We start from the raw sequence: 25,212 nt of genomic DNA, 5'->3' as shown, positions 1-25,212 counted from the left end.
TGGCCGCCTCGCCGTCCCTGTTCTTTTGCTTGATGTGTCAGAATAACCCGGATGACAGCCACAGGGCGAGGCTGGATGGTGACCCCTACGGGACTCGAACCCGTGTTTTCGCCGTGAGAGGGCGACGTCCTAGACCGCTAGACGAAGGGGCCGTCGGCGGGAGGCGCTCCTCTATGGGGATGGCGCCGGTCCGTCAACCGCTTTTTCAGGCCGCGTGGCGTTCGCGCTCGCGCATCTCCGCGTTGATCATGTCGGCGACCAGAAAGGCGAGTTCGAGCGCCTGATGGGCGTTGAGCCGCGGATCGCAATGGGTGTGGTAGCGCGCCGCCAGCCCCTCGTCGGTGATCGCCACCGCGCCGCCGGTGCATTCGGTGACATTCTGGCCGGTCATCTCGATATGGATGCCGCCGCCATGCGTGCCCTCGGCGCGATGCACGGCGAAGAAGCCGCGCACCTCGGCGAGGATTCGCTCGAACGGGCGGGTCTTGTAGCCATTGGCGGCCTTGACGACATTGCCGTGCATCGGATCGCACGACCAGACGACGGGCCGCCCCTCGCGCTTGACCGCGCGCACGAGCGGCGGCAGGCCCTGCTCGATCGCGTCATGGCCGTAGCGCGTGATCAGCGTGATCCGGCCGGGCTGGCGCGCCGGATCGATCTGGTCGAGCAGGCGCAGCAGCGTGTCGGGCGCGAGGCTCGGCCCGACCTTGATGCCGATCGGATTGCCGATGCCGCGCACGAATTCGACATGGGCCGAACCCTCGAAGCGCGTGCGGTCGCCGATCCAGATCATGTGCGCGGACGTGTCGTACCAGTCGCCGGTGAGCGAATCCTGGCGCGTCATCGCCTGCTCGTAGGGCAGCAGCAGCCCCTCATGGCTGGTGTAGAAATTGGTGCCCTTGAGCTGCGGCACGGTTTCGGGATTGAGCCCGCACGCGGCCATGAAATCGAGCGCGTCGCCGATCCGGTCGGCGAGCAGCTGGTAGCGTTCCGCCCATGGGCTGCGGCCCATGAAGTCGAGCGTCCAGGCATGGACCTGCTGCAGCGTCGCATAGCCGCCTTGGGCGAAGGCGCGCAGCAGGTTGAGCGTCGCGGCGGACTGGTTGTAGCCGCGGATCATCCGCTCCGGATCGGGCCGGCGCGCCTCGGGCGTGAAGGCGATGTCGTTGACATTGTCGCCGCGATAGCTGGGCAGGGCGACGCCATCCTGCTCCTCGAGCGGCGCCGAGCGCGGCTTGGCGAACTGGCCCGCCATGCGCCCCACCTTCACCACCGGCAGCTTGGACGCATAGGTGAGCACCACCGCCATCTGCAGCAGCACGCGGAACGTGTCGCGGATGGTGTTGGGGTGGAATTCCGCGAAACTCTCAGCGCAATCGCCCCCCTGGAGCAGAAATCCCCGGCCCTCGGCCACGCGCGCCAGCTCGGCGGTGAGCGCGCGCGCCTCGCCGGCGAAGACCAGCGGCGGAAAGCCCGCGATGCGCTGCTCGGCGGCGGCGAGCGCCGCGGGATCGGGATAGTCCGGCAGCTGCCGGGCTTCGTGGGCGCGCCAGCTCGCAGGGGCCCAGTGGGTGGCCATGATTACGCTCCTTTCGGGGCGCCGTCCTTGGTCCAATCGTCGCCCAAAAGCAATGGACGATCCCGCAAGCGGCCGGTGGAGAAATATTGTTCGATATGATCGAGGATCTTGCCGGCGGCATCGCCTTTTCCGAAGGGCCAGGCGGGCTTCTGCATCGCGCGATGATGCGCCGGATCGTCGAGCAGCCGCTCCGCCGCCGCCACGATCGCGTCGGTATCGGTGCCGACCAGCGCGACGCCGCCGGCAAGCACCTCGGGGCGCTCGGTGCGCCGGCGCAGCACCAGCGTCGGCGTGCCGAGCGCGGCGGCCTCTTCCTGGATGCCGCCGCTGTCGGTGAGGATGAGATAAGCGCCGGCCAGCGCGTCGACCATCGCGGAATAGGGCAGGGCGGCCACCAGCCGGATCGTCGCCCGGCCGCCCAGCAGGGCGCGGATCGGGGCGGCCGCCGCCGGATTGGCGTGGACCGGACAGAGGATCTCGACATCGCCGCGCGCCGCCAGCCGGAGGACCGCCGCGCAGATGGCGGCGAGCGGCGCACCGAAGCTTTCGCGGCGGTGGCAGGTGAAGAGGATCAGTCGCCGCGCCGGGGCATGCAAAACGGCCCCCCGCCGCGCGCGCATCCAGAGCAGGGCATCGATGCCGGTATTGCCGGTGCGATGAATGCGGGTGCGATCATGGCCCTCGGCGGCGAGCCGGGCGGCGGCGCGCACGCTCGGCGCGAACAGGAGATCGGCCAGCGCGTCGATCACGCGGCGATTGCGCTCCTCGGGCCAGGGCGCGGTGAGATCGCCCGATCGCAGCCCGGCCTCGACATGGCCGAGCGGCACGCCCAGTGCGCGCGCTGCCAGCGCCCCGGCGAGCGCGGAGCTGGTATCGCCCTGCACCAGCATCAGCGCCGGAGGCGCGCGGCGGAGCAGGCGCATGATTGCGCGGGCATGGTGCCCCACCAGCATGTCGAGCGCGGCGCCGGGCCGGGGGGCGGGCAGGAGGTGGCTGGCGACGAGGCCGAATTCGGCCAGCGCGTCGCGGCAATAATCGGGTTGCTGGCCGGTGCTGATCAGGCGCAGCCGCAAACGGGGATGGTGGCCGCCGGCAAGCAGGAGCGGCGCCGTCTTGATCGCCTCGGGCCGGGTGCCGATCACGATCGCAATGTCGCGCTCGCCCGCCACGGCCACCGCCTTGCCTCCGATGTGGCGGCGAACATCTCCAGAGCGGATGCGATTGTCGACTTCGGGCGATCCGACACTTGGCCTAAGCAGAATACCGGATTCTCTCCTCACCCCACGGTAGTGAAGACTCCCTATTCAGCATTCGATGCTACCGACGAGTCCGGAAACAAAGTTGCGAGGCCAGCTCAGCAGCCGGTCTTTCGTCTCTGCGTGGCTCACCGTGCCGCGCCGGCCCATCAGCCCGCAGCACCAGGCGATCCTGCTCGGCACGCTGCTGTCCTCGCCGTCGGTCGTGGCGGCGGGCAGCCTGGCCGGGCTCTTGTGCGGGATCACCGCCACCATCCGCACCCATGGCCTGATCATCGCCGGGCTGACCGCCGCGCAGTTCGTGCTGGTGGTGGTGCGGCTCGTGCTGCTCGTGGTGCAGCATCGGCAGCAGCGCGGCGGCGCCGCGCCCCGTGTGGAGGCGCTGCTGTGGCTGTCGATCGGCTGGGCGGGTTTCCAGGGGGCCACCGCGCTGGTGGCGATGCTGAGCCACGATACGCCCACCATGGTGATGGGCGCGGCGCTCACCATGAGCATCATCGGCCCGCTGAGCGCGCGTGCCTATGCCGCACCGCGCCTGGCGCTGCTGCTCGCCTCGCTGTGCGACCTGCCGTTCAAGATCGGCCTGCTTATCAATGGCGAGCCCTGGCTGCTGGTGCTGGTGCTGCTCACCCCTGTCTATCTTCGCGCGGTCATGGGCATCGTGTGCGAATATCATGATCTCGTGCTCGCCATGCTGGAGAGCGAGGCGCTGCAGCGCGCACGGGCGCGGCATGATCCGCTCACCGGCCTGCTCAATCGCACGGGCCTGGAAGAGCGACTCCACGCCTGGACGGCGGCGCCCGGCCAGCGACTGGCGATGCTCTGCCTCGATCTGGATGGCTTCAAGGCGGTGAACGACACGCTCGGCCACGGCGCCGGGGACGAGCTGCTCCAGCGTGTCGCCGATCGTCTGCGCGCCACGGTGCGGCCGGAAGACGCCGTGATCCGCCTCGGCGGCGACGAGTTCATGATCGTCACGCATGTGCGTCCCGCCGAGGTGCGGCTGCTGTCCGAACGGCTGATCCAGGCGATCCGCGGCGAACCCTATCGGCTGGGTACTGGCGGCCTGGTGCGGGTGGGGGTGAGCATCGGCTATGCCTGCCTGCCCGAGGATGCGGTCGTTCCGCAAGACCTCTGGATTCTCGCGGATACGGCTCTCTACGCGGCCAAGAAGAGCGGGAGGGGGGCAGCCTTGCGCTACAACGAGGCCATGGCCGCCTCGCCACAGATCGTTACGCCTTTGCTGCGATAGTTTACGTCGATTTTACCTCCCCATCCGTAGAACCACCCTCGAGTGGGAAGCGGGTAAGGGTGACGGGTTGTGGCAGGCATAGCGAACAAGATCCGCGATTGGCGGTTGTCGACCAAGATCACGGTGCTGGTGGTCGGGGCGCTCACCCTGCTGTCGGCGACGAGCTGGCTCGTCACGACCCGGCTTCTCTATGCCTCGGCGGAGGAGGCCGCGGTGGAGCGGCAGGAGGCGAATATGCGCGTCGCCTGGGATGTGCTGCACCGCTACGGCACCCGCTTCAGCGCCCAGGCCGACCAGCTCTATGTGGATTCGCGGCCGCTCAAGGGCTTCAACGAACCCGTCGACCGGGTGAAGGCGCTGGTCAATGGCAGCGCCACCATCTTCGCCGGGGATCTGCGCATCGCCACCAATGTGATCGGTCCGGATGGCAAGCGGATGCTCGGCACGCGGCTGACGAGCGACGCCGTGCGCCAGGCGGTGCTGGTGGAGGGCCGGCCCTATCGCGGGCGCGCGGATATCGCCGGCCGCTCCTATTTCACCGCCTATGATCCGATCCGCGACGCCGGTGGCCATGTGATCGGCATCCTCTATGTCGGCATTCCGGCCGACGTGTTTCTGGCGCAGGTCCATGGCGTCGGCGTGCGGGTCGCGCTGGCGGCGCTGCTCGTCACCGTGGCGGCGGCGCTGGCCGCGCTGGCGGCGAGCCGGCGGCTGTTCGGGCCGCTCGCCAGCATGTGCGACGCGATGGATCGCCTGGCGCACGGCGATTACGAGATCGCGCTGCCCGCGTCCGGCCGTCGCGACGAGATCGGCACGATCGGCGAGGCGCTGCGCCATTTCCGCCAGGCCGCGATCGACAAGGCCGCGGCCGAGGCGGACCAGCGCATCGCCATGGAAACGCTGGCGACGCGCCTGCAGGGGCTGGCGGCGGGCGATCTCACGGGCCGCATCGGCGCGGAATGCCCCGCCGCCTATGACCAGCTCCGTACCGATTTCAACGCCGCCGTCGCCGGTCTCGCCGAGGCTCTGCACGCGGTGACGCTCTCCGCCGAGAGCATCCATCGCGGCGCGAGCGAGATCAGCCAGGCCTCGGACGATCTTGCCCAGCGCACCGAGCGCCAGGCGGGCAGCCTCGCCGAGACCGCGTCGGCCATGGGCGGCATCACCGGCTCGATCCGCGAGACGGCGGGCATCGCGGGCGAAGCCAATCAGGCGGTCGGCGCCATGCATGCCGAGATCGACGAGAGCAGCGCGGCCGCCGCGCGCGCCATGACGGCGATGCAGGCGATCGAGGGCAGCGCGCACGAGATCGCCCAGATCATCGCGGTGATCGACGGCATCGCCTTCCAGACCAACCTGCTCGCGCTCAACGCCGGGGTCGAGGCGGCGCGGGCGGGGGAATCGGGCAGGGGCTTCGCCGTGGTCGCGTCAGAAGTGCGCGCGCTCGCGCAGCGTTCGGCCGAAGCGGCGCGCGACGTGAAGGCGCGCATCTCCAGCAGCACCACGCATGTCGGCGAGGGCGTGGCGCTGGTCGGCCGCACCCGCGACACGCTGGCCCAGGCCGTGGCGCGGATCGGCACGATCAACACGCTGGTCGCCGACATGGCCGCCGCCGCCGGGCGCCAATCGAGCGGGGTGGAGCAGATCAGCGCGGCCGTGTCCGAGATCGACGCCGTCACCCAGCAGAATGCCGCGATGGTGGAAGAGGCGACCGCCGCCGCGCGCAGCCTGACCAACGAGGCGGAGGCGCTGGCGCAACAGGTCGCCCGGTTCACGCTGGACGGCCGGCGCGAGGCCGGTCGGCCCGTGCCCGTCGCCGCGCGGCGTGCCGCCGCCCCGCGCCGGCGCGCGGCGGGCGGGGCGCAGGCCGCGGCGCTGGCCGAGGACTGGACCGGCTTCTGATCCTCGGCGGCGGCGGCATGGGCTGCGCCCCGGCCGCCGCCGCCGATCCGGTCAGTCCAGATCGGCGCGCCATTCCCAGCGAAGCGGATCGCCATCCATGATCTCGACGCCCGCCGCCTTCAGTGCGTCGCGGGCGGCATCGGCGGCGGCAAAATCGCGCGCGGCGCGCGCCTCGGCGCGGGTGGCGAGCAATTCCTCCACCGCCGCGTCGGTCAGCGTCGTGCTGTCCGGCCGCAGCGAGAGCCGGCGGCGATCGAGCGCGAGCAGGTCCAGGCCCAGCGCGAGATCGAACAGCGCCACCAGCGCCAGCCGCTCCGTGGCGGGCAGGCGGCTGGCGATCGCCTCGTCGAGGATGGGGAGCGCCTGCGGCGTCATCAGATCGGCCGAGAGCGCGGCGTCGAACCGCGCCACCAGCGCGCGACCGGTCTCGGACAGATCCGCCTCCAAGGTGGCGCGCTGCCAGTCGAACGCGGCGCCGCGGCTGGCACGAAGCTCCGCCACGGCCCGATAGGCGGGATCGCCCGCCTCGGCGCGCAGCGCCGTGAGCGCGATCGCCAGCCGCTTGAGCCGCGTCAGCGCCGCCGCGACCGCCTCGAGCGAGAATTCCAGCTCGGAGCGGTAGTGCGCGCCGAGGCAGAGCAGCCGATAGGCGAGCGGATGCACGCCGCGCGCCACCAGCGCCGCCAGCGTCGCCACGCCACCCTTGGACTTGGACATCTTCCCCGTCCGGTCGACGAGGAAGTTATTGTGCATCCAGATGTTGGCGCCGGTCGCGGCGGAGCAGGTAAAGGCCTGGTTCTGGGCGATCTCGTTGACATGGTGGATTTCGCGGTGGTCGATGCCGCCGGTGTGGATATCGAACTGCCGCCCGAGATATTTGAGGCTCATCACCGAGCATTCGAGATGCCAGCCCGGCGCGCCGCGCCCCCAGGGCGAATCCCATTCCATCTGCCGCTGCTCGCCCGCGGGCGAGCGCCGCCAGATCGCGAAATCGGCCGGGTTGCGCTTGCCCTCGACCTGCTCGATCCGGCCGATCTCCGGCCCGTCCTGCGTGGCGCGCGCGAGATGGCCGTAATCGGGCACCGTCGCGGTATCGAAATAGAGGCCGCCGGGCAGGCGATAGGCCGATCCATGCGTCTCGATGGCGCGGGCGAAGCCGATCATGTCCTGGATATGATCGGTCGCGACGCTCCACAGCGACGGCTCGAGAATGTTGAGCGCGGCGAGATCGGCCTTGAACAGCGCGGTGTAGCGCGCGGCGATGTCCCACGCCGTCTCGCCGCTGCGGCGCGCCGCCAGCTCCATCTTGTCGTCGCCGGCATCGGCGTCGGAGGTGAGATGGCCGACATCGGTGATGTTGATGACATGGGTGGTGGGCCAGCCCTTCCAGTTCAGCGTGCGCCGCAGCGTATCGGTGAAGATATAGGCGCGCAGATTGCCGAGATGGGCGGTGGAATAGACGGTCGGCCCGCAGGAATAGAGCCGCACCATGGCGGGATCGATCGGCGCGAAGGGCGCGCTCGCGCGGGTGAGGCTGTTGAACAGGGTGAGGGGGGCGCCGTGCGTCATGCCCGGCGCCTAGCTCATCCCGCCTTGGTCGAGAAGGCCCGCACCGCGCCCGCGGCGATCGAGAGCGCGATTTCCGCCGGACCGATCGCGCCGATCGCGATCCCCGCCGGCCCTTCGATCCGCGCCAGCGCGGCCTCGTCAAAGCCGAGATCGGCCAGACGCGCGCGCCGCGCCGCATGGCTTTTGCGCGAGCCGAGCGCGGCGATATAGCCGGTCGGCGCGGTCAGCGCGGCGATCAGCGCCGGATCGTCGATCTTGATGTCGTGGCTGAGCGTGACGAGCGCCGTCGCCGGGCCGGGACGCGCCGCCGCCACCGCCTCGTCGGGCCAGCGATCGTCCAGCACGACGCCGGGAAAGCGATCGGCGGTGAGGAAACGCGCGCGCGGATCGATCACCGTCACCGCGAAGTCGAGCTCGCGCGCCAGCGCGGCGAGCGATTGCGCGATCTGCACCGCGCCGACGATCAGCATCCGGCGCGGCGGCCGGTAGCTGTTGACGAAGGCCTCGCGCTCCGCCGCATCCGCCGCTTCGCCGCTGTTCCCGGTGACGAGATCGGTGGCGATCTCCAGGCTCGCGCCCGCGTCGCGCGCGGCGGCGATGCGGTCGAACAAGGCGGGCGCGAAGCCCTGGTCGCTGACGGGCTGGACGATGAGCTCGATCTCGCCGCCACAGGGCAGGCCCACCTCCCAGGCGGCGGCATCGGCGACGCCGTAGCGCAGCCGGCGGAAGCCGCCGCCGCCGATCACCTCGGCGGCATGGGCGAGCACCTCGCCCTCGACGCAGCCGCCGGACACCGATCCCTCGAACCGGCCATCGGCGGCGACGAGCATGTGGCTGCCGCGCGGGCGCGGCGCCGAACCCCAGGTACCGATCACCGTGGCGAGCGCGAGGGGCTGGTCGCGCCATTCGGCGGCGCGGGCGAGCAAACGGTCAAGATCGGCCATGACGGCGATCTAGACCGTCGACGTGCCCGAGAAAAGCCCGGCCTAAGAACGGGATCAGGCGTCGAGCCCGGCTTCCGCCAGGCGCGCGCTGACGGCCAGCAGCGCCTCGAAGCCGGGCTCCACCGCCGTCTCCTCCAGGATCAGCGCCAGCGTGGCGCGCGCCCGCACCGGCGCCGCGCGTGCATCCTCCCAGAGCTGGAGCAGGATCGCCTCGTCCTCGCCGATGCGGGGACAGGCGAGCGGGTGGAAGGCGATGGCATCGCGCGCCTGCGTGTTCAGCGTGGCCAGCAGGCGGTTGAGTGGCGGCAGCGCGGGCAGGGCGCCGCGCTGGGCGAAGCCGCAGGCGAGCGTCCGGGGCGGGCATTCGCCCTGCGCGGCGGAGGCGATCCAGCCCCGCATCGCCCAGAGCAGGAAGCGGGCGCCCGGCTTGAGCGTGCCCACTGGGCGATCGACAAAGGCGTACATGCATCCTCCTCCTGCGAACGCCTCGCAATAGAACCGGAGTCTCTGGCGCTGTCAACCAGCCTGCGAGTGATTCGCATTATTGCACGGACCATGGTGCGGGCAGCGGACGCTGGGATGCGCCGAAGCGAGAGGCCGAGCGATGGACTCGGGAATAACTGCGCCTACCTTGTGGAGGAACGGGCGAACAGGAGAGAGCCATGTTCCAGGACCGCCTCGCGCGCATGCCGCTATGCCTCACCCTGCCCGGTCTGGATGGATCGGGCCCCGATCATTGGCAAAGCCTCTGGGAAGCGAGCCGGCCCGGCATGGAGCGGGTCGATCTCGGCAATTGGGCGCAGCCCTCGCGCAATCTCTGGATCAGCCGGTTGGAGCGCGCCTTGGCGCGCGCGGGCGGCCCGGTGGTGCTGGTGGCGCACAGCCTGTCCTGCCATCTCGTCGCCTGGTGGGCGCATCTGGCGGGCGAGGCGGCGTGCCGGCCCGTCGCGGGCGCGCTGCTGGTGGCGCCCCCCGATCTCGATCGCGGCCGCATCGATCCGCGCGTCGCCGATTTCGCGCCGACGCCGCGCAGCGTTCTCCCGTTCCCCGCGATCCTCGTCGCCAGCCGCGACGATCCCTGGTGCAGCCAAGCCCGGGCGCGCGAAATGGCGAACAATTGGCTCGCCAGCTTTTGCGATGCCGGCACGGGCGGCCATCTCAACGCCGCCTCGGGCCTCGGCGCCTGGCCGGCGGGGCAGGCGATCCTCGACCAACTGCTCGACCATGTCTGCGATCGTCGCAACCGGCGCATGGACGATCGGCTCGTGCGCGAACGGCCGGAAGCGATCGCGGTGGTTCCGGCCTGAGCGGGGCGGTGCCGCGCAGGCGCAACGCGGCTGCCGTCCACGCGCGGCAACGGCCGAGAATCCGGCGGGTCGACTTTGGTCTATCGCCCGGCCACACCGCAGGAATTCCGGGCGCCAGACCGGTCTCTGCCCTGGTCCGGCGCTTCGGATGACTCATGGACCTTTAAGGTACGATGCCCTATATACCGTGCGGTATGGAAACTGATCTCCTTCCCCATCCCGGGCGCGGGCGGCCTCGCGAGTTTTGCGTGGATCAGGCTCTGGGCGCGGCGCTGCGTGTCTTTTGGCAGCGTGGCTATGAGGGCGCCTCGCTTTCGGAGCTGACCGAGGCGATGGGCATCACCCGGCCCAGCCTCTACGCCGCCTTCGGGAACAAGGAATCGCTCTTCCGCAAGGCGCTCGATCTCTACGAGCGCGAGAAGCTCTCCTATATCCAGCAGGCGCTCGCCGCGCCGACCGCGCGCGAGGTGGCGGATCGGCTGATCCGGGGCGCGCTCGACAAGCAGGGCGAGGGCGACGAGCCCAAGGGCTGTCTCAGCGTCGTCGCCTCGCTCGCCTGCGCGCCGCAGGGCGAGGCGCTGCGCAAGGAAGTGGTGGCGCGCCGCGCCGCCATCGACGCCGCGATCCTGGCGCGGTTCGAGCGTGCCAAGGCCGAGGGCGACATTCCGGAAGGCATTGAGAGCATCGGCCTCGCCCGCATGCTCGGCGCCTTCATCCAGGGGCTGATGGTGCAGGCAAGCTCCGACGTGCCGCGCGAGCAGCTGTGCGCCGCCTCCGCCACTCTGAAGGCGATTTGGCCCAGCCGTTGACGCACCGCAAAAAATACCGATCGGTATAGAAAGCGGTTGACGAGTCGGGGTGTGACTCAATATATACTCTTCGGTATGGAAAAGCCGCAGCGCGGCAGCCCTGCTGCAAGGGGATATATGATGGCCTATCTCGATCTTCGCGACACCGCGGCCACTGTCACGCCGCTGTTCGGCGCCAGCCGCGCGCCGGCGGTGGCCACCGCCGCCGATGCCCGCTTCGCCCGCACCGAGTGGCAGGTGATCGTGCTCGCCGAGCGCGATGGTCTGGCGAGCCTGTCGCCGCCCAGCCGCCTCTCGCGGCTTTTCGCCCGTCTCTTCGGCGGTGGGCATAATCCGCGTCTGGCCGATGGCCGGCTCGAGGCGCTGCGTCGCCTCGCGGTGCAGGCCTGGCATTATGGCTATGCGGTGCCCGTCTCCTCGATCAAATCCTTCCTCGAGGCGGGTTTCAGCAGCGACCAGCTGGAGCTGCTGCTCGCCAGCATCGCCAATGGTCGCATCGAGCGCCGGAGCCGCCGCGCGCTCTGACATCGGCCTGGCCGGGCCCGGGTTCGCGCGGATGGTGCGTACCGGGCGGACCGGCTAGGAGGGCGGCATGTTCGCCGCCCGCCCACGCCCCGCATGAGCTGGGCCCCCGCTCTCGACCGGCTGCTCGAGCCCTCCACCCTCTATTCCGCGACCGAATGGCTGATCCGGCTGATCGTGCTGGTGATCGTGCCCATGCGGCGCACCCCGGCGGCGGCGCGCAGCTGGCTGCTGCTGCTCTTCTTCCAGCCGATCCCCGGCCTGTTGCTGTTCTGGCTGATCGGCCGGCCGCGTTTCCCGCGCTGGCGGGCGGAGCGCTTCGCGCGGCTCCAGCCCTTCTTCGCCGATCTCGCCGCGCGCCTCGCGGCGGCGCCGGCTCCGGCGGCGAACGCGGAGGTGGCGGCGCTGGCGCTGCGGCTCGGCGCGCTTCCGGCGGTCGCGGGCAATGGGCTGACGCTGATCGACGACTATGATGCGGCGGTGGCGCGGCTCGTCGCCGACATCGCGGCGGCGCGGCACAGCGTGCACATCCTCGTCTATATTTTCGCGGACGACGCCACCGGGCGCCGGGTAATCGCGGCGCTCGCCGATGCGGTGGCGCGTGGCCTGGCGGTGCGCGTGCTGTTCGATCCCGTGGGCTCGCACCCCTGGCGGCGTGGCACGCTCGCCGCGCTTCGCGCCGCCGGCGTCGAGGCGCGCGAAGCGCTGCCGGTGTCGCTGTTCCGCGCCCGCACCCGCCGCGACATGCGGAACCACCGCAAGCTGTTCGTGATCGACGGCACGATCGGCTATGTCGGATCGCAGAATATCGTCTCCAAGGATTTCCGCCCCGGCATCGTCAATCGCGACATCGCGGTGCGCGTCACCGGCCCGGTGGTGGCGGAGATGGCGGCGGTTTTCCAGGCGGACTGGTTCTGCGAGACCGAGGCGCTGCTCGAGCCGCAGCCGCCGATCCCGCCGCCCGCGGGCGAGGCGACGCTGCAGCTTCTGCCGAGCGGGGCGGACTATCCGCTGGAGGGGTTCGAGACGCTGCTCGTCTGGCAGATCCATGCCGCGCGGCGCCGCGCGATCATCGTCACCCCCTATCTCGTGCCCGACGACGATCTGATCGGCGCGCTCCGCACCGCCCGGGCGCGCGGGGTGGAGATTGATCTCATCGTCTCGGCGGTGGTGGACCAATGGCTCGTCCACCTCGCCCAATGTTCCTATTATGACGAAATTCTCAGCGCCGGCGTGCGCATCCACCGCTATCGTGATCGCCTGCTCCACGCCAAGAGCGTCGCGATCGACGATGCGCTGGGCATCGTCGGCTCGAGCAATGTCGATCTCCGCTCCTTCCAGCTCAACGAGGAGGTAAGCCTCTTGCTGCACGACCGCGCCTCGATCGGCGCGCTGGTGGCGGTGCAGCAGAGCTATATCGCGGGCAGCGATCCGCTCGATCCCGCGGCCTGGCGGCGCCGGCCGCGCCTCCGGATATTGGCGGAAAATCTGGCGCGGCTGCTCGGCCCCTTGCTCTAGCCGCCGCGCCCGGCTCGTCGCGAAAGGCATTTTTAGGCCGCCTTTGGCAATCTCCGGTTCACGCCGCGCGGCTAGGTTCGGCCCGCGCGCTGGCCCTTGGTGGCGCGGCGCGGCGTAGATGGGTGCGGTAGCAGAGGAAGGAGTCGTATGGCTCTCGACGCGACGCTGGCATGGCGGGACGAGATCAGCACCGAGGAAACCGGCGGCCTGTCCTGGCCGCCGCGCCCCGTGGCGGGCGCGCGGCGTCCGGCCAGCTTCTCGACGCTGGAGCGGCAGGTGATCGCCCTCGCGCAGGAGGATACGCTCGCCAGCCTGGAGGCGCCGGGCCTGATCGAGCGCTGCCTCGCCTTTCTGTTCGGGCTCGAGCCCGGCCGCAAGCCGCTGGCGGACACGCGGCTGGAGACGCTTCGGCGTGCGGTGGTGGTGAGCTGCCACCGCCATCATCTGCCCGATGCCCACGCCGCGGAGCTTCGCCGACAGGGCTTTGACGAGGCGCAGATCAGCGCGATCGAACGGCTCGGCGCGCCTCAGTCGAACCGGTAGGGCACCACGTCGCGCCGCTCGGGATCGACCCGCAGCGGCCGGCCGGTGGGCGGGAAGGCGCGCTGATCGCACGCCTCGCGCGGGCAGATGCGGCACGAGACGCCGATCGGCGTGGCCGCGTCCGGCCGGGCGAGATCGAGATGATCGGCATAGACGAAATCGCCCGCGTCGCGCAGCTCGCAGCCCAGCACCACGGCATAACGGCGCGGCGAGCGCTCGAAGCGGCCGCTCTCCTTCACCAGCCCCTTGGCGATCGACACATAGCGCGTGCCCTCCGGCATCTCGGCGAGCTGGGTGAGGATGCGATCGGGAATCGCGACCGCCTCATGGACGATCCAGAGCGGACAGGCGCCGCCGAAGCGGGCGAATTGCAGCCGCGTCGCCGAATGGCGCTTGGTGATGTTGCCGGCCATATCCACCCGCGCGAAGAAGAGTGGCACGCCTTCGGCGCCGGGCCGCTGGAGCGTGGAAAGCCGGTGGCAGGCCTGTTCAAAGCTGACCCCGAAGCGGCGGCGCAGCCGATCGATATCGTGGCGCACGCGCCGCGCCTCGGCGCGAAACGCCTCATAGGGCATCAGCAGGGCGCCGGCGGCGTAATTGGCGAGGCCCACCTCGAGCAGCCGCAGCGCCTCGGGCGCGTGCGGCCGCGCCTCGGCCACCAGCGCCGCGATCACCGGCCCCAGCTCCATCCGCGCCAGCTGATGGGCGAGCTGGAAGCGGCGGCTTTCGGCCGGCAGCGCGCCATCCACCCAGAGCCGGCCCGTGGCGGGATCGAAGGCGCGCAGCGGCATGTCGTCGCGCGCGGCGGCGCGCACGGTGACGCCGTGGCGCTGGCGCAGCGCGCGCACCAGCGCATCGGGATCCTCGCCCAGCGCCGTGCCGATCCGCTCCGCGCCGGCATCGAGCGCGTCCACATAATTGCCGGCATCGTGAAACCAATCGCGCACCTCGTCCCAAGGCAGGCGCGCCGCGCCCGCCGTGCCGGTGCCATAGGCCTCGTCGAGCCGCTGGAGCTGATCCTCGGCGCGGCGCCACGCGGCGTGGAGCGCGACGAAGCGGCGCATCAGCGCGGGCTGCTGCGTCACCGCCCGCGCCAGCGCCTCGCCATCGGGCAGCGGATCGCCGCTGAGCGGCTCGGCCGCCGCCTCGGCCAGCGCCGCGATCAGCCGGTCCTCGGCATGGTCCTGATCGCTCTGCCAGTCGGCCGGGAAGCAGGTGGCGAGCGCGAGCGCGACGCTGCGCGTGAGCGGCCGGCCGTCGCTCTCGATCTGCGAGAGATAGCTGACCGAGATGGCGAGCCGCCGCGCCATATCCGCCTGAGACAAAACGAGGCGGCGGCGCAGCGCGCGCACCCGGGCGCCGGCATAGACGGGGCGAGCCATGGCTTCACCTACTTCACAGATACCGCCTTCGCAACTTCACAAAACCACATTTGCGCGCGGCGCCCGGGCCGTGCAGGGGGTGCCGCGGGGGATGCCGAGCTCGAGCCTGGAGGGAAGGAGAGAGGATGCCCACAAGCCTGGAGATGCTGGAACAGCGCCGTGCCCAGGCTCGGCTCGGTGGCGGGGATGCGCGGATCGCGGCGCAGCACGCCAAGGGGCGGCTCACCGCGCGCGAGCGGATCGATATCCTGCTCGACGAGGGCAGCTTCGAGGAGCTCGACATGTTCGTCGAGCATAATTGCAGCGATTTCGGCATGGATGCCGTGCATATCCCGGGCGATGGCGTCGTCACCGGCTCGGGCACCATCAATGGCCGGCTGGTCTTCGTGTTCAGCCAGGATTTCACCGTGTTCGGCGGCTCGCTGAGCGAGCGTCACGCGGAGAAGATCTGCAAGGTGATGGACATGGCGCTCAAGGTCGGGGCGCCGGTGATCGGGCTGAACGACAGCGGCGGCGCGCGCATCCAGGAGGGGGTGGCCTCGCTCGGCGGCTATGCCGAGGTGTTCCAGCGCAACATCCTGGCGAGCGGCGTGGTGCCGCAGCTGAGCCTGATCATGGGCCCGTGCGCGGGGGGCGCCGTCTATTCCCCGGCCATGACCGACTTCATCTTCATGGTGAAGGACAGTTCCTACATGTTCATCACCGGTCCGGACGTGGTCCGCACCGTCACCAACGAGGTGGTGACGCAGGAGGAGCTGGGCGGCGCGGTGGCGCACAGCACGCGCTCGGGCGTGGCCGACCAGGCCTTCGACAATGATGTGGAAGCGCTGGTCGCGGCCCGCGACTTTATCGACTTCCTGCCCGCCAGCAATCGCGAGGGCGTGCCGGAGCGGCCCTGCGACGATCCGTGGGACCGGCACGAGCCCAGCCTCGACACGCTCATCCCCGCCTCGGCCAATCTGCCCTACGACATGCACGAGCTGATCGCCAAGACGGTCGACGACGGCGATTTCTTCGAGCTGCAGCCGCAGTTCGCGGCCAATATCATCATCGGCTTCGGGCGGATCGAGGGGCGCACGGTGGGCTTTGTCGCCAACCAGCCGATGGTGCTGGCGGGGGTTCTGGACATCTCGGCCTCGCGCAAGGCGGCGCGCTTCGTGCGCTTCTGCGACGCCTTCGAGATCCCGATAGTCACCTTTGTCGACGTGCCGGGATTCCTGCCCGGCGTGGCGCAGGAGCATAACGGCATCATCACCCATGGCGCCAAGCTGCTCTTCGCCTATGGCGAGGCGACCGTACCCAAGATCACCGTGATCACGCGCAAGGCCTATGGCGGCGCCTATGACGTGATGGCGTCCAAGCATCTGCGCGGCGATCTCAACTATGCCTGGCCCTCGGCCGAGATCGCGGTGATGGGCGCCAAGGGCGCGGTGGAGATCATCTTCCGCGGGCGGACGCCCGAGGAGATCGCGGCGCGCACCGCCGAATATGAGGCGCGCTTCGCCAATCCCTTCGTCGCCGCCGCCAAGGGCTTTATCGACGAGATCATCATGCCCCATTCCACCCGCCGCCGGATCGCGCTGGGGTTGCGCAAGCTGCGCCACAAGGCGCTCGAAAATCCGTGGAAGAAGCACGATAATATCCCGCTCTAAGGATCACGCCATGCGCTCGGACGATGTTGTTTTCCTCAGCTTTGCGCGCACGCCCATGGGCGGCTTCCAGGGCGAGCTGGCGGGGCTCACCGCCACCGAGCTCGGCGCGGCGGCGGTGCGCGGCGCGGTGACGCGGGCCGGGATCGCGCCCGAGGCAATCGAGCGCTGCTATATGGGATGCGTGCTGCCCGCCGGCCTCGGCCAGGCGCCGGCCCGCCAGGCGGCGCGCAAGGCCGGCCTGCCCGACAGCGTGGAGGCCACCACCATCAACAAGATGTGCGGCTCGGCCATGCAGGCGGCGATCATGGCCTCCGACGCGCTGGTGGCGGGATCCGCCGACATGATCGTGGCGGGCGGACTGGAGAGCATGTCCAACGCGCCCTATCTCTCGCTCAAGCATCGCGCCGGCGCGCGGCTCGGCCATGATCGGCTCTACGACCATATGTTCCTCGATGGGCTGGAAGATGCCTATGAGCAGGGCAAGCTGATGGGCCATTTCGCCGAGGAGGTGGCGCAGCGCTACCAGTTCACCCGCGACAAGCAGGACACGTTCGCCATCGCCTCGCTCGAGCGCGCGCAGAGCCACGGCGAAGCGCTGGCGCGCGAGATCGTGCCGGTGACGGTGCGGGGCCGCAAGGGTGAGGCGGTGGTGGACAGCGACGAGCAGCCGCGCACCGCGCGGGTCGACAAGATCCCCACGCTCAAGCCCGCCTTCGCGGCGGACGGCACGATCACCGCCGCCAATGCCTCGTCCATTTCCGATGGCGCGGCCGCGCTGGTTATGACCCGGCTTTCGGTGGCGGAGCGGCTGGGCGTCACCCCCGTCGCGCGGCTGGTGAGCCACGCCGCCCATGCGCGCGCGCCGGCCGAATTCACCACCGCGCCCGTCGGCGCGGCGGAGCGCGCGCTGGACAAGGCCGGCTGGGCGATCGGCGATGTCGATCTGTTCGAGGTGAACGAGGCCTTTGCGACCGTGGCGATGATCGCCATGCACGATCTCGGCCTGCCGCACGATGTGCTCAACGTGCATGGCGGCGCCTGCGCGCTGGGCCACCCGATCGGCGCGAGCGGAGCCCGGATCCTCGGCGCGCTCATCAACGGGCTGCAGGTGCACGGCCAGCGGCGCGGGCTCGCCGCCATCTGCCTGGGCGGCGGCGAGGCGACCGCCATGGCTGTGGAGCTGATCGCGTGAAGCTCGGCCGGCTCAACCATATCGGCATCGCGGTGCCGTCGCTGGCGGAGGCGGCGGCGCGCCATGCGCAGCTGCACGGCGCCGAGGCGGTGGGCGCGCCGATCGAGATGGCGGAGCAGGGGGTGCGCCTCTGCTTCGTCGATCTCCCCAACGGCCAGATCGAGCTGCTGGAGCCGCTGGGCGCGCTCTCGCCGATCCACGGCTTTCTCGCCCGCAACCCGGCCGGCGGCCAGCACCATCTCTGCTACGAGGTGCCGGCGATCGAAGCGGCGCATGACTGGTTTGTGGAGCAGGGCGCGCGGATCCTCGGGCCGATCCGGACCGGCGCCCATGGCACGCCGATCTTCTTTATACATCCCAAGGACATGGGTGGCGTTCTGACCGAGATCATGGAGGCCCCGCGCCATGGCTGACGGGCAGGGCGGCGCGCCCGATCTGGACGCCTGGCGCGCGCGCGCGTCGCAGGAGGTCAAGGGCCGCGACCTGACCTGGCACACGCCCGAAGGTATCGACGTCAAGCCACTGTATACAAAGGAAGATTTGGCAGAGATCGAGCCGGGCCTGCCTGGATTTGCGCCCTTTGTGCGCGGCGTGCGCGCCTCCATGTATGCGGGGCGGCCATGGACGATCCGCCAATATGCGGGCTTCTCCACCGCCGAGGAATCCAACGCCTTCTACCGGCGCAACCTCGCCGCCGGGCAGAAGGGCCTGTCGGTCGCCTTCGATCTCGCCACGCATCGCGGCTATGACAGCGATCATCCGCGCGTCACGGGCGATGTCGGCAAGGCCGGCGTGGCGATCGACAGCGTCGAGGACATGAAGATCCTGTTCGACGGCATCCCGCTCGACCGCATGTCGGTGAGCATGACGATGAACGGCGCGGTGATCCCCATCCTCGCCTTCTTCATCGTCGCGGGCGAGGAGCAGGGCGTCGCCCAGGCGCAGCTGGACGGAACGATTCAGAACGACATTCTGAAGGAGTTCATGGTCCGCAACACCTATATCTATCCGCCCGCGCCCTCGATGCGGATCATCTCCGACATCATCGCCTATACCTCGGCTAACATGCCGAAATTCAACAGCATTTCCATCTCCGGCTACCATATGCAGGAGGCCGGGGCGACGCAGGTGCAGGAGCTGGCCTTCACCATCGCCGACGGCAAGGACTATGCCCGCGCCGCCATGGCGCGCGGGCTCGATCTCGATGCCTTTGCCGGGCGGCTCAGCTTCTTCTTCGCGATCGGTATGAACTTCTTCATGGAGGTGGCGAAGCTGCGGGCGGCGCGGCGGCTGTGGTGCGAGGCGATGACCGAGCTCGGCGCGCGCGACGAGCGCTCCAAGATGCTGCGCACCCATTGCCAGACATCGGGCGTGTCGCTGACCGAGCAGGATCCCTATACCAACATCATCCGCACCACCATCGAAGCCATGGCCGCGATGCTGGGCGGCACGCAGAGCCTCCACACCAACGCGCTGGACGAGGCGATCGCGCTGCCCACCGACTTTTCCGCGCGCATCGCCCGCAACACGCAGATCGTGCTCCAGGAAGAGACGGGGATGACCAAGGTGGTCGATCCGCTCGGCGGCTCCTATTATGTCGAGGCGCTCACCGACGCCTTGTATCGCGAGGCCAAGACGCTGATCGACCGCGTGGAGGCGGAGGGCGGCATGGCGAAGGCGGTCGCCGCGGGCTGGCCCAAGGCGATGATCGAGGAGGCGGCCGCCGCCAAGGCGGCGCGGATCGATCGCGGCGAGGCGGTGATCGTCGGGGTCAATCGCCACCGGCTCGCCGAGGAGGCGCCGATCGAGATCCTCGATATCGACAATCACAGCGTCCGCGCCGGCCAGATCGCGCGGATCGAGCGGGTGCGCGCCGCGCGCGACGAGGCGCGCTGCCGCGCCGCGCTCGATGCCCTGAGCGAGGGCGCGCGCGGCGAGGCCAATCTGCTGGCGCTCGCGATCGAGGCGGCGCGCGCGCGCGCCACGCTGGGCGAGATTTCGGCGGCGCTGGAGGCGGTGTTCGGCCGGCACGAAACCGTGCCGCGCCCGGTCAGCGGCGTATATGGGGGCGCCTATGGCGAGGATCGCCGCTGGCAGGCGCTGCGCGAGGGCGTCGCCGCCATCGGCCGGCGGCTCGGCCGGCCGCCGCGGCTGATGGTCGCCAAAATGGGGCAGGACGGGCATGACCGCGGCGCCAATCTGGTGAGTTCGGCCTTTGGCGATCTGGGCTTCGAGGTCATTCCCGGGCCGCTCTTCCAGACCCCGGCCGAGGCCGCCGCGCTGGCGCTGGCGGAAGCCGTGGACATCATCGGCGCCTCCAGCCTCGCCGCCGGGCACAAGACGCTGATCCCCGAGCTGATCGCCCAGCTGCGCGAGGCGGGGCGAAGCGATATCAAGGTGATCGCGGGTGGCGTTATTCCCGCGCAGGATTATCAGGCGCTCTACGATGCCGGCGTCCAGGCGATCTTCGGACCCGGCACCAACCTGGCCGCCGCCGCCGAGGAGGTGCTGAGGCTGCTCGGCCATAACATGCCCCCTGCGGAGGAAGCGGCTTGACGACGGAGACCATGACGATGACGGCGACGGAGCGGGGCTGGACCAAGGACGCGATCGCGGAGCTGTTCGATCTGCCCTTTCTCGATCTGGTGGCGCGGGCGCACGATGTGCATGTCCGCCACCATCCGGAAAATCAGGTCCAGCTCTCGACGCTGCTCTCGATCAAGACGGGCGGGTGCGCCGAGGATTGCGGCTATTGCAGCCAGTCCGCGCATCACGAGACCGGGCTCAAGGCGTCCAAGATGATGGAGGCGGACGCCGTGCTCGCCGCGGCGCGCGAGGCCAAGGCGGCCGGATCCGGGCGCTTCTGCATGGGGGCGGCGTGGCGCAGCCCCAAGGAGCGGGACATGCCGGCGCTGCTCGACATGGTCTCCAAGGTGAAGGCGCTCGGCCTCGAGACTTGCATGACGCTGGGCATGCTCGAGACCGACCAGGCCGAGCGGCTCGCCGCCGCCGGGCTCGATTACTACAACCACAATATCGATACCTCGCCCGAGAAATATGGCGAGATCATCACCACGCGCAGCTTCCAGGATCGGCTCGATACGCTGGACCGGGTGCGCGCGGCGGGGATCAATGTGTGCTGCGGCGGCATCCTCGGCATGGGCGAGAGCCGCGCCGACCGGGTGAGCTTCCTGCACGCGCTCGCCACCATGCCGACGCCGCCGGAAAGCGTGCCGCTCAACGCGCTGGTCCCGATCGCCGGGACCGTGCTGGGCGATCTGCTCAAGGACGTGCCGTCGGCGCGGATCGACGATATCGAGTTCGTCCGCACCGTCGCCGTGGCGCGCATCACCATGCCGGACTCGATCGTCCGCCTGTCCGCCGGGCGTGAGAGCATGGGCGAGGCGACGCAGGCCCTGTGCTTCATGGCCGGCGCCAACTCGATCTTCACCGGCGACCGGCTGCTCACCACCGGCAATGCCGGGGGCGGCGCCGATGCCGCGCTGTTCGCCAAGCTCGGTCTCGCGCCCATGGCGGCCCCGGCCGCCGCGCTCGCCGCCGAATAATCCCGAACGCCGGATCCCGGCCACAAAGCATAAGAGGGAGCGGATGTTCTCGAAGATCCTGATCGCCAATCGCGGCGAAATCGCGTGCCGGGTGATCCGCACGGCGCGCGCCATGGGGATCAAGACGGTGGCCGTCTATTCCGACGCCGACGCCGACAGCCCGCATGTCCGCCTCGCCGACGAGGCGGTGCGGATCGGGCCGGCGCCGGCGGCGGACAGCTATCTCCGCGCCGAGGCGATCGTCGAGGCCTGTAAGGCGACCGGGGCGGAGGCGGTGCATCCGGGCTATGGCTTCCTGTCGGAGCGGGAAAGCTTCGCGCGGCGGCTGGCGGAGGAGAATATCGTCTTCATCGGCCCGCCGCCCGCCGCGATCGCGGCGATGGGCGACAAGATCCAGTCCAAGAAGCTCGCCGCCGAGGCCGGGGTCAATGTCGTGCCCGGTTATCTGGGCGAGATCGGATCGACCGAGGAGGCGGTGCGGATCGCCGGCGAGATCGGCTATCCGGTGATGATGAAGGCCTCGGCCGGCGGCGGCGGCAAGGGCATGCGGCTCGCCTGGAGCGAGCAGGACGTGCGCGACGGCTTCGAGGCGACGCGGCGCGAGGGGCTGGCGAGCTTCGGCGACGATCGCGTCTTCATCGAAAAGTTCATCGAGAGCCCGCGCCATATCGAGATCCAGCTGCTGGGCGACCAGCATGGCACGATCGTCTATCTGGGCGAGCGCGAATGCTCGATCCAGCGGCGCCACCAGAAGGTGGTGGAGGAGGCGCCATCGCCCTTCGTCACCCCCGAGATGCGCCGCGCCATGGGCGAGCAGGCGGTCGCGCTGGCGCGCGCGGTCGGCTATTATTCGGCCGGCACGGTGGAGTTGATCGTCTCGGGTGCCGATCCCACGGGGAAGAGCTTCTATTTTCTGGAGATGAACACGCGCCTCCAGGTGGAGCATCCCGTGACCGAGGAGGTGACGGGGCTCGATCTGGTGGAGCAGATGATCCGCGTCGCCGCCGGCGAGCCGCTGGGGTTCGATCAGGATGCGGTGCGGCTGCAGGGCTGGGCGATCGAGACCCGCGTCTATGCCGAGGATCCCTATCGCAATTTCCTGCCCTCCACGGGCCGGCTCACCCGCTATGCGCCGCCGCCGGAGCGGCGCGACGCGGCCGGCGTGGTGCGCGTCGATACCGGCGTGGCCGAAGGCGGCGAGGTCAGCATCTTCTACGATCCGATGATCGCCAAGCTGGTGAGCTGGGCGCCCGACCGCGCCGGGGCGATCGCGCTCCAGGCGGAGGCGCTGGATCGCTATGCGATCGCCGGGCTCGGCACCAACCTCGATTTCCTCTCGGCGATCGCGCAGCATCCGCGCTTCCGGGCGGGCGCGCTGACGACCGGCTTCATCGCCGAGGAATATCCGGACGGCTTCCATGGCGCGCCCGAGCAGCCCGAGACGCAGCGGGCGGTCGCGGCGGTGGCGGCGGCGGTGGCGCAGGCCGAGGCCGCGCGGGCGCGCGCGATCGGCGGCCAGCTCGGCGCGCCGCTGGCGCCGCCCGATCACTGGGTGATCCGCATCGATGGCGAGGAGCGCTCGGTGGTGCTCGAGCCCGGCGCAGCGATCGTGGATGGCGCCAGGCTGAGCCTCGCGCTCGCCTATCGCCCCGGCAAGACGCTGGTCGAGGCCGAGGTGGATGGCCGAAGCCTGGCGCTGCGGCTGGTGCGGCGGCGCACCCATATGCTCGTCACCACCGCCGGCCGGCAGCGGTTGGTGCAGGCGCTGCCGCCCCGCGTGGCGGCGCTGCGCCGACACATGATCGACAAGCCGGCGCCCGATCTCTCGCGCTTCCTCGTCTCGCCCATGCCGGGCCTGCTGACGCGGCTGTTCGTGGAGGCGGGCGACACGGTCGAGCCGGGCCAGCCGCTCGCCACGGTCGAGGCGATGAAGATGGAGAATATGCTCCGCGCCGAGAAGCGGGCGACGGTGCGGCTGGTCGCCGCCGAAGTGGGCGCGAGCCTCGCGATCGACCAGGTCATCCTCGAATTCGACTGAGCGGCGCGGCCGGGCTAAGCGGGGATCATGAGCAGGACCATCCATCTCGTCGCGGCGGCGCGGCCCAATTTCATGAAGGTCGCGCCCTTGTGGCACGCGCTGGCGGCGGCGCCGGGCTTCCGGCCGGTGCTGATCCACACCGGCCAGCATTACGACGCCAATATGTCGGACGCGATCTTCGCCGATCTGCGGCTGCCGGCGCCCGACCATCATCTCGGCGTCGGCTCGGGCAGCCATGCCGAGCAGACCGGGCGGGTGATGATCGCCTATGAGGCGCTGGCCGCCGCCGCGCCGCCGGATGCGCTGATCGTGGTGGGCGACGTGAATTCCACGCTCGCCTGCGCGCTGGTGGGCGCAAAGCAGGGCTTTCCGGTGATCCATCTCGAGGCCGGGCTGCGCAGCGGCGACCGCGCCATGCCCGAGGAGATCAACCGCCTTGCCACCGACGCGATCAGCGACATCCTCTGGACGCCTTCGCCCGACGCCGACGACAATCTCGCGCGGGAGGGGGTGGATCCCGCGCGCATCACCAATGTCGGCAACATCATGCTCGACAGTTTCGAGCTGACGCGCGGCCAGATCGCGGCGGCGGGGGAGGCGGCGGCGCTGGGCCTGCCCGCGCGCTACGGGGTGGTGACGCTCCACCGCCCCTCCAATGTCGATGTGCCCGCCACGCTGGCGGCGCTGGTGGCGGCGCTCGGCACGGTGCAGGCGCGGCTGCCGCTCGTCTTTCCCGTCCATCCGCGCACCGCGCAGCGGCTCGCCGCCGCCGGCCATGACGCGGAACTGGCGGCGGCGGGGGTGCGGCTGGTCGGGCCGCTGCCCTATATCCGCTTCATGAGCCTCGTCGCCGGCGCGGCGGCGGTGATCACCGACAGCGGCGGCGTGCAGGAGGAGACGAGCTATCTCGGCATTCCCTGCCTGACGCTGCGCGAGAATACCGAGCGGCCCGTCACCATCACCCACGGCACCAACCAGCTGGTCGATGCGGCGAGCCTCGCGCCTCGGCTGGAAGCGGCGCTGGCGGTGGCGCTCGAGGCGCGGCCCCGGCCGCCCCTGTGGGACGGCGCCACCGCCGGCCGCTGCCTCGCCGATCTCGCGCGACGGCTGGGATGAGCGCGCCGGTGCTGATCGCGCGCACGGGCGCGGTAGGGCGGATCCGCCTCAACCGGCCCAAGGCGCTGCACGCGCTCACCCCCGATATGTGCGCGGCGATGCTGACGGCGCTGGCGGACTGGGAGGCGCAGGATCCGCCCGCGCTGGTGCTGCTGGATCATGCCGAGGGGCGCGGCTTCTGCGCGGGCGGCGATATCGTGCAGGCATCGCGCGACGCGGCGCTGGCGCGCGCCTTCTTCCATGTCGAATATCGGCTCAACCACCTGCTCTTCACCTATGAAGCGCCGACGCTGGCGGTGCTCGACGGCGTGGTGATGGGCGGTGGCGTGGGCATCGGCCTGCCTTGCCGCTGGCGGATCGCGACCGAGCGGACGCTGTTCGCCATGCCCGAAACCGGGATCGGCCTGTTCACCGATGTCGGTGGCGGCTGGTATCTGTCGCGCCTGCCGGGGCGGCTGGGCGAATATCTCGCGCTCACCGGCGCGCGCCTGAACGGGGCGGAGTGCCACGCGCTCGGCCTCGCCACGCATTATGTGCCGAGCGCGGCGCTGCCCGCGCTCACCGAGGCGCTGCTGGCGCGGCCCGAGGCGGCCGAGGCGCTGCTGGACGAGGCGGCGCGCGATCCCGGCCCGGCGCCGATCCTCGACCGGCGCGCGGCGATCGACCGGCTGTTCGGCGGGCCCGATCTCGAGTCGATCCTCGCCGCGCTCGCCGCCGAACCCGGCGAATGGGCGGCGGGCCTGGTCGCGCAGCTGCGCGGCAAGGCGCCGCTCAGCGCCAAGGCCTGCCTCAGGCTGGTGCGCGAGGCGCGCACGCGCACGGATTTCGCCGCCGAGATGGAGGTGGAATATCGGCTCGCCACGCGGATGTCGGCGCTGCCCGATTTCGCCGAGGGGGTGCGCGCGCTGCTCGTCGACCGCGACAATGCGCCCCTATGGCGGCCGGTGACGCCCGAGGCGGTGACGCCGGCGATGCTCGACGCGCTGTTCGCGCCGCTGCCGCCGGATGAGGGCTGGACGGCGCTGCCCGGACGCGCGGGGACGGCTCCAACCGACAGGTGACGGC

21 protein-coding genes and 1 tRNA gene are annotated in these 25,212 nt (G+C 70.5%); 15 read left to right on the top strand and 7 right to left on the bottom strand.

The window, feature by feature from the left end:
• Positions 1 to 76: 76 nt before the first annotated feature.
• The 3 genes from LHA26_RS00310 to wecB (LHA26_RS00300) form a co-directional block, all read right to left on the bottom strand.
• Positions 77 to 152 (bottom strand) — tRNA-Glu (locus tag LHA26_RS00310).
• A gap of 53 nt (positions 153 to 205) precedes the next feature.
• Positions 206 to 1,579 carry a class II 3-deoxy-7-phosphoheptulonate synthase gene (locus LHA26_RS00305; protein ID WP_252166772.1) on the bottom strand — a complete coding sequence of 458 codons (1,374 nt, stop codon included), beginning with the start codon at positions 1,577 to 1,579 and terminating at the stop codon, positions 206 to 208.
• Between the two features lie 2 nt (positions 1,580 to 1,581).
• On the bottom strand, positions 1,582 to 2,748 hold the full coding sequence (gene wecB / locus LHA26_RS00300; protein WP_252166771.1) for a non-hydrolyzing UDP-N-acetylglucosamine 2-epimerase: 1,167 nt from the start codon (positions 2,746 to 2,748) through the stop codon (positions 1,582 to 1,584).
• Positions 2,749 to 2,968: 220 nt separating this feature from the next.
• Here wecB (LHA26_RS00300) and LHA26_RS19990 point away from each other — a divergent pair, with 220 nt between their 5' ends.
• Positions 2,969 to 4,087, top strand: a complete 1,119-nt coding sequence (locus tag LHA26_RS19990; protein WP_302898028.1) for a GGDEF domain-containing protein — start codon at positions 2,969 to 2,971, stop codon at positions 4,085 to 4,087.
• A gap of 105 nt (positions 4,088 to 4,192) precedes the next feature.
• The gene (locus LHA26_RS00290) at positions 4,193 to 5,989 is read left to right on the top strand and encodes a methyl-accepting chemotaxis protein (protein ID WP_252166770.1); all 1,797 of its coding nucleotides are present in this window, start codon (positions 4,193 to 4,195) and stop codon (positions 5,987 to 5,989) included.
• A gap of 51 nt (positions 5,990 to 6,040) precedes the next feature.
• On the opposite strand, the gene cysS is transcribed toward LHA26_RS00290, so the two are convergent.
• Genes cysS through LHA26_RS00275 form a run of 3 tightly spaced genes read right to left on the bottom strand, consistent with a single transcriptional unit; the run spans position 6,041 to position 8,967 of the window.
• Positions 6,041 to 7,558, bottom strand: a complete 1,518-nt coding sequence (gene cysS, locus LHA26_RS00285; RefSeq protein WP_252166769.1) for a cysteine--tRNA ligase — start codon at positions 7,556 to 7,558, stop codon at positions 6,041 to 6,043.
• 14 nt (positions 7,559 to 7,572) lie between these two features.
• A complete protein-coding gene (locus LHA26_RS00280; RefSeq protein WP_252166768.1) occupies positions 7,573 to 8,502 on the bottom strand; it encodes an XdhC family protein in 930 nt (309 codons plus the stop codon).
• Between the two features lie 54 nt (positions 8,503 to 8,556).
• Positions 8,557 to 8,967 (bottom strand): hypothetical protein, encoded by a 411-nt coding sequence (locus LHA26_RS00275; RefSeq protein WP_252166767.1) that lies wholly within the window; start codon positions 8,965 to 8,967, stop codon positions 8,557 to 8,559.
• Between the two features lie 197 nt (positions 8,968 to 9,164).
• Between LHA26_RS00275 and LHA26_RS00270 the strand changes: the two genes are divergently transcribed.
• The 5 genes from LHA26_RS00270 to LHA26_RS00250 all read left to right on the top strand — a co-directional run bounded on the left by LHA26_RS00270 (position 9,165) and on the right by LHA26_RS00250 (position 13,201).
• Positions 9,165 to 9,809 carry an RBBP9/YdeN family alpha/beta hydrolase gene (locus LHA26_RS00270; RefSeq protein ID WP_252166766.1) on the top strand — a complete coding sequence of 215 codons (645 nt, stop codon included), beginning with the start codon at positions 9,165 to 9,167 and terminating at the stop codon, positions 9,807 to 9,809.
• Between the two features lie 194 nt (positions 9,810 to 10,003).
• The gene (locus LHA26_RS00265) at positions 10,004 to 10,618 is read left to right on the top strand and encodes a TetR/AcrR family transcriptional regulator (protein ID WP_252166765.1); all 615 of its coding nucleotides are present in this window, start codon (positions 10,004 to 10,006) and stop codon (positions 10,616 to 10,618) included.
• Between the two features lie 117 nt (positions 10,619 to 10,735).
• Entirely contained in the window at positions 10,736 to 11,143 is a 408-nt protein-coding gene (locus LHA26_RS00260) for a hypothetical protein (RefSeq protein ID WP_252166764.1), read from the top strand.
• A gap of 93 nt (positions 11,144 to 11,236) precedes the next feature.
• On the top strand, positions 11,237 to 12,658 hold the full coding sequence (gene cls, locus LHA26_RS00255) for a cardiolipin synthase (protein ID WP_252166763.1): 1,422 nt from the start codon (positions 11,237 to 11,239) through the stop codon (positions 12,656 to 12,658).
• Between the two features lie 147 nt (positions 12,659 to 12,805).
• Complete coding sequence (locus LHA26_RS00250) at positions 12,806 to 13,201, top strand: hypothetical protein (RefSeq protein WP_252166762.1); 396 nt, start codon at positions 12,806 to 12,808, stop codon at positions 13,199 to 13,201.
• Here LHA26_RS00250 and LHA26_RS00245 read toward each other — a convergent pair.
• Positions 13,186 to 14,583: a helix-turn-helix domain-containing protein gene (locus tag LHA26_RS00245; RefSeq protein WP_252166761.1), complete on the bottom strand. Its 1,398-nt coding sequence runs from the start codon at positions 14,581 to 14,583 to the stop codon at positions 13,186 to 13,188. The two genes, LHA26_RS00250 and LHA26_RS00245, sit on opposite strands and share 16 nt — an antisense overlap.
• 125 nt (positions 14,584 to 14,708) lie before the next feature.
• Between LHA26_RS00245 and LHA26_RS00240 the strand changes: the two genes are divergently transcribed.
• From LHA26_RS00240 to LHA26_RS00205, 8 genes are read left to right on the top strand one after another with little or no spacing between them, the layout of a single operon-like run.
• The gene (locus LHA26_RS00240) at positions 14,709 to 16,235 is read left to right on the top strand and encodes an acyl-CoA carboxylase subunit beta (RefSeq protein ID WP_252166760.1); all 1,527 of its coding nucleotides are present in this window, start codon (positions 14,709 to 14,711) and stop codon (positions 16,233 to 16,235) included.
• Positions 16,236 to 16,245: 10 nt separating this feature from the next.
• Positions 16,246 to 17,427 carry an acetyl-CoA C-acyltransferase gene (locus LHA26_RS00235; RefSeq protein ID WP_252166759.1) on the top strand — a complete coding sequence of 394 codons (1,182 nt, stop codon included), beginning with the start codon at positions 16,246 to 16,248 and terminating at the stop codon, positions 17,425 to 17,427.
• A complete protein-coding gene (mce, locus tag LHA26_RS00230) occupies positions 17,424 to 17,840 on the top strand; it encodes a methylmalonyl-CoA epimerase (protein WP_252166758.1) in 417 nt (138 codons plus the stop codon). Before LHA26_RS00235 ends, mce begins: the two co-directional genes overlap by 4 nt.
• On the top strand, positions 17,833 to 19,983 hold the full coding sequence (gene scpA, locus LHA26_RS00225; RefSeq protein ID WP_252166757.1) for a methylmalonyl-CoA mutase: 2,151 nt from the start codon (positions 17,833 to 17,835) through the stop codon (positions 19,981 to 19,983). Before mce ends, scpA begins: the two co-directional genes overlap by 8 nt.
• Before the next feature lie 17 nt (positions 19,984 to 20,000).
• On the top strand, positions 20,001 to 20,993 hold the full coding sequence (bioB, locus tag LHA26_RS00220; protein ID WP_437441266.1) for a biotin synthase BioB: 993 nt from the start codon (positions 20,001 to 20,003) through the stop codon (positions 20,991 to 20,993).
• A 43-nt stretch (positions 20,994 to 21,036) separates the two neighbouring features.
• On the top strand, positions 21,037 to 23,031 hold the full coding sequence (locus LHA26_RS00215) for an acetyl-CoA carboxylase biotin carboxylase subunit (protein ID WP_252166756.1): 1,995 nt from the start codon (positions 21,037 to 21,039) through the stop codon (positions 23,029 to 23,031).
• 27 nt (positions 23,032 to 23,058) lie between these two features.
• Positions 23,059 to 24,147 (top strand): non-hydrolyzing UDP-N-acetylglucosamine 2-epimerase, encoded by a 1,089-nt coding sequence (wecB, locus tag LHA26_RS00210; protein WP_252166755.1) that lies wholly within the window; start codon positions 23,059 to 23,061, stop codon positions 24,145 to 24,147.
• Entirely contained in the window at positions 24,144 to 25,208 is a 1,065-nt protein-coding gene (locus tag LHA26_RS00205) for an enoyl-CoA hydratase/isomerase family protein (protein WP_252166754.1), read from the top strand. The genes wecB (LHA26_RS00210) and LHA26_RS00205 overlap by 4 nt, the downstream gene beginning before the upstream one ends.
• Positions 25,209 to 25,212 lie beyond the last annotated feature (4 nt).

The organism is Sphingomonas morindae (assembly GCF_023822065.1).
GTDB classification, from domain to species: Bacteria; Pseudomonadota; Alphaproteobacteria; order Sphingomonadales; family Sphingomonadaceae; genus Solisphingomonas; species Solisphingomonas morindae.
Note: the sequence above shows the minus strand (reverse complement) of the source record. Positions and strands in the feature narration are given on the sequence as shown.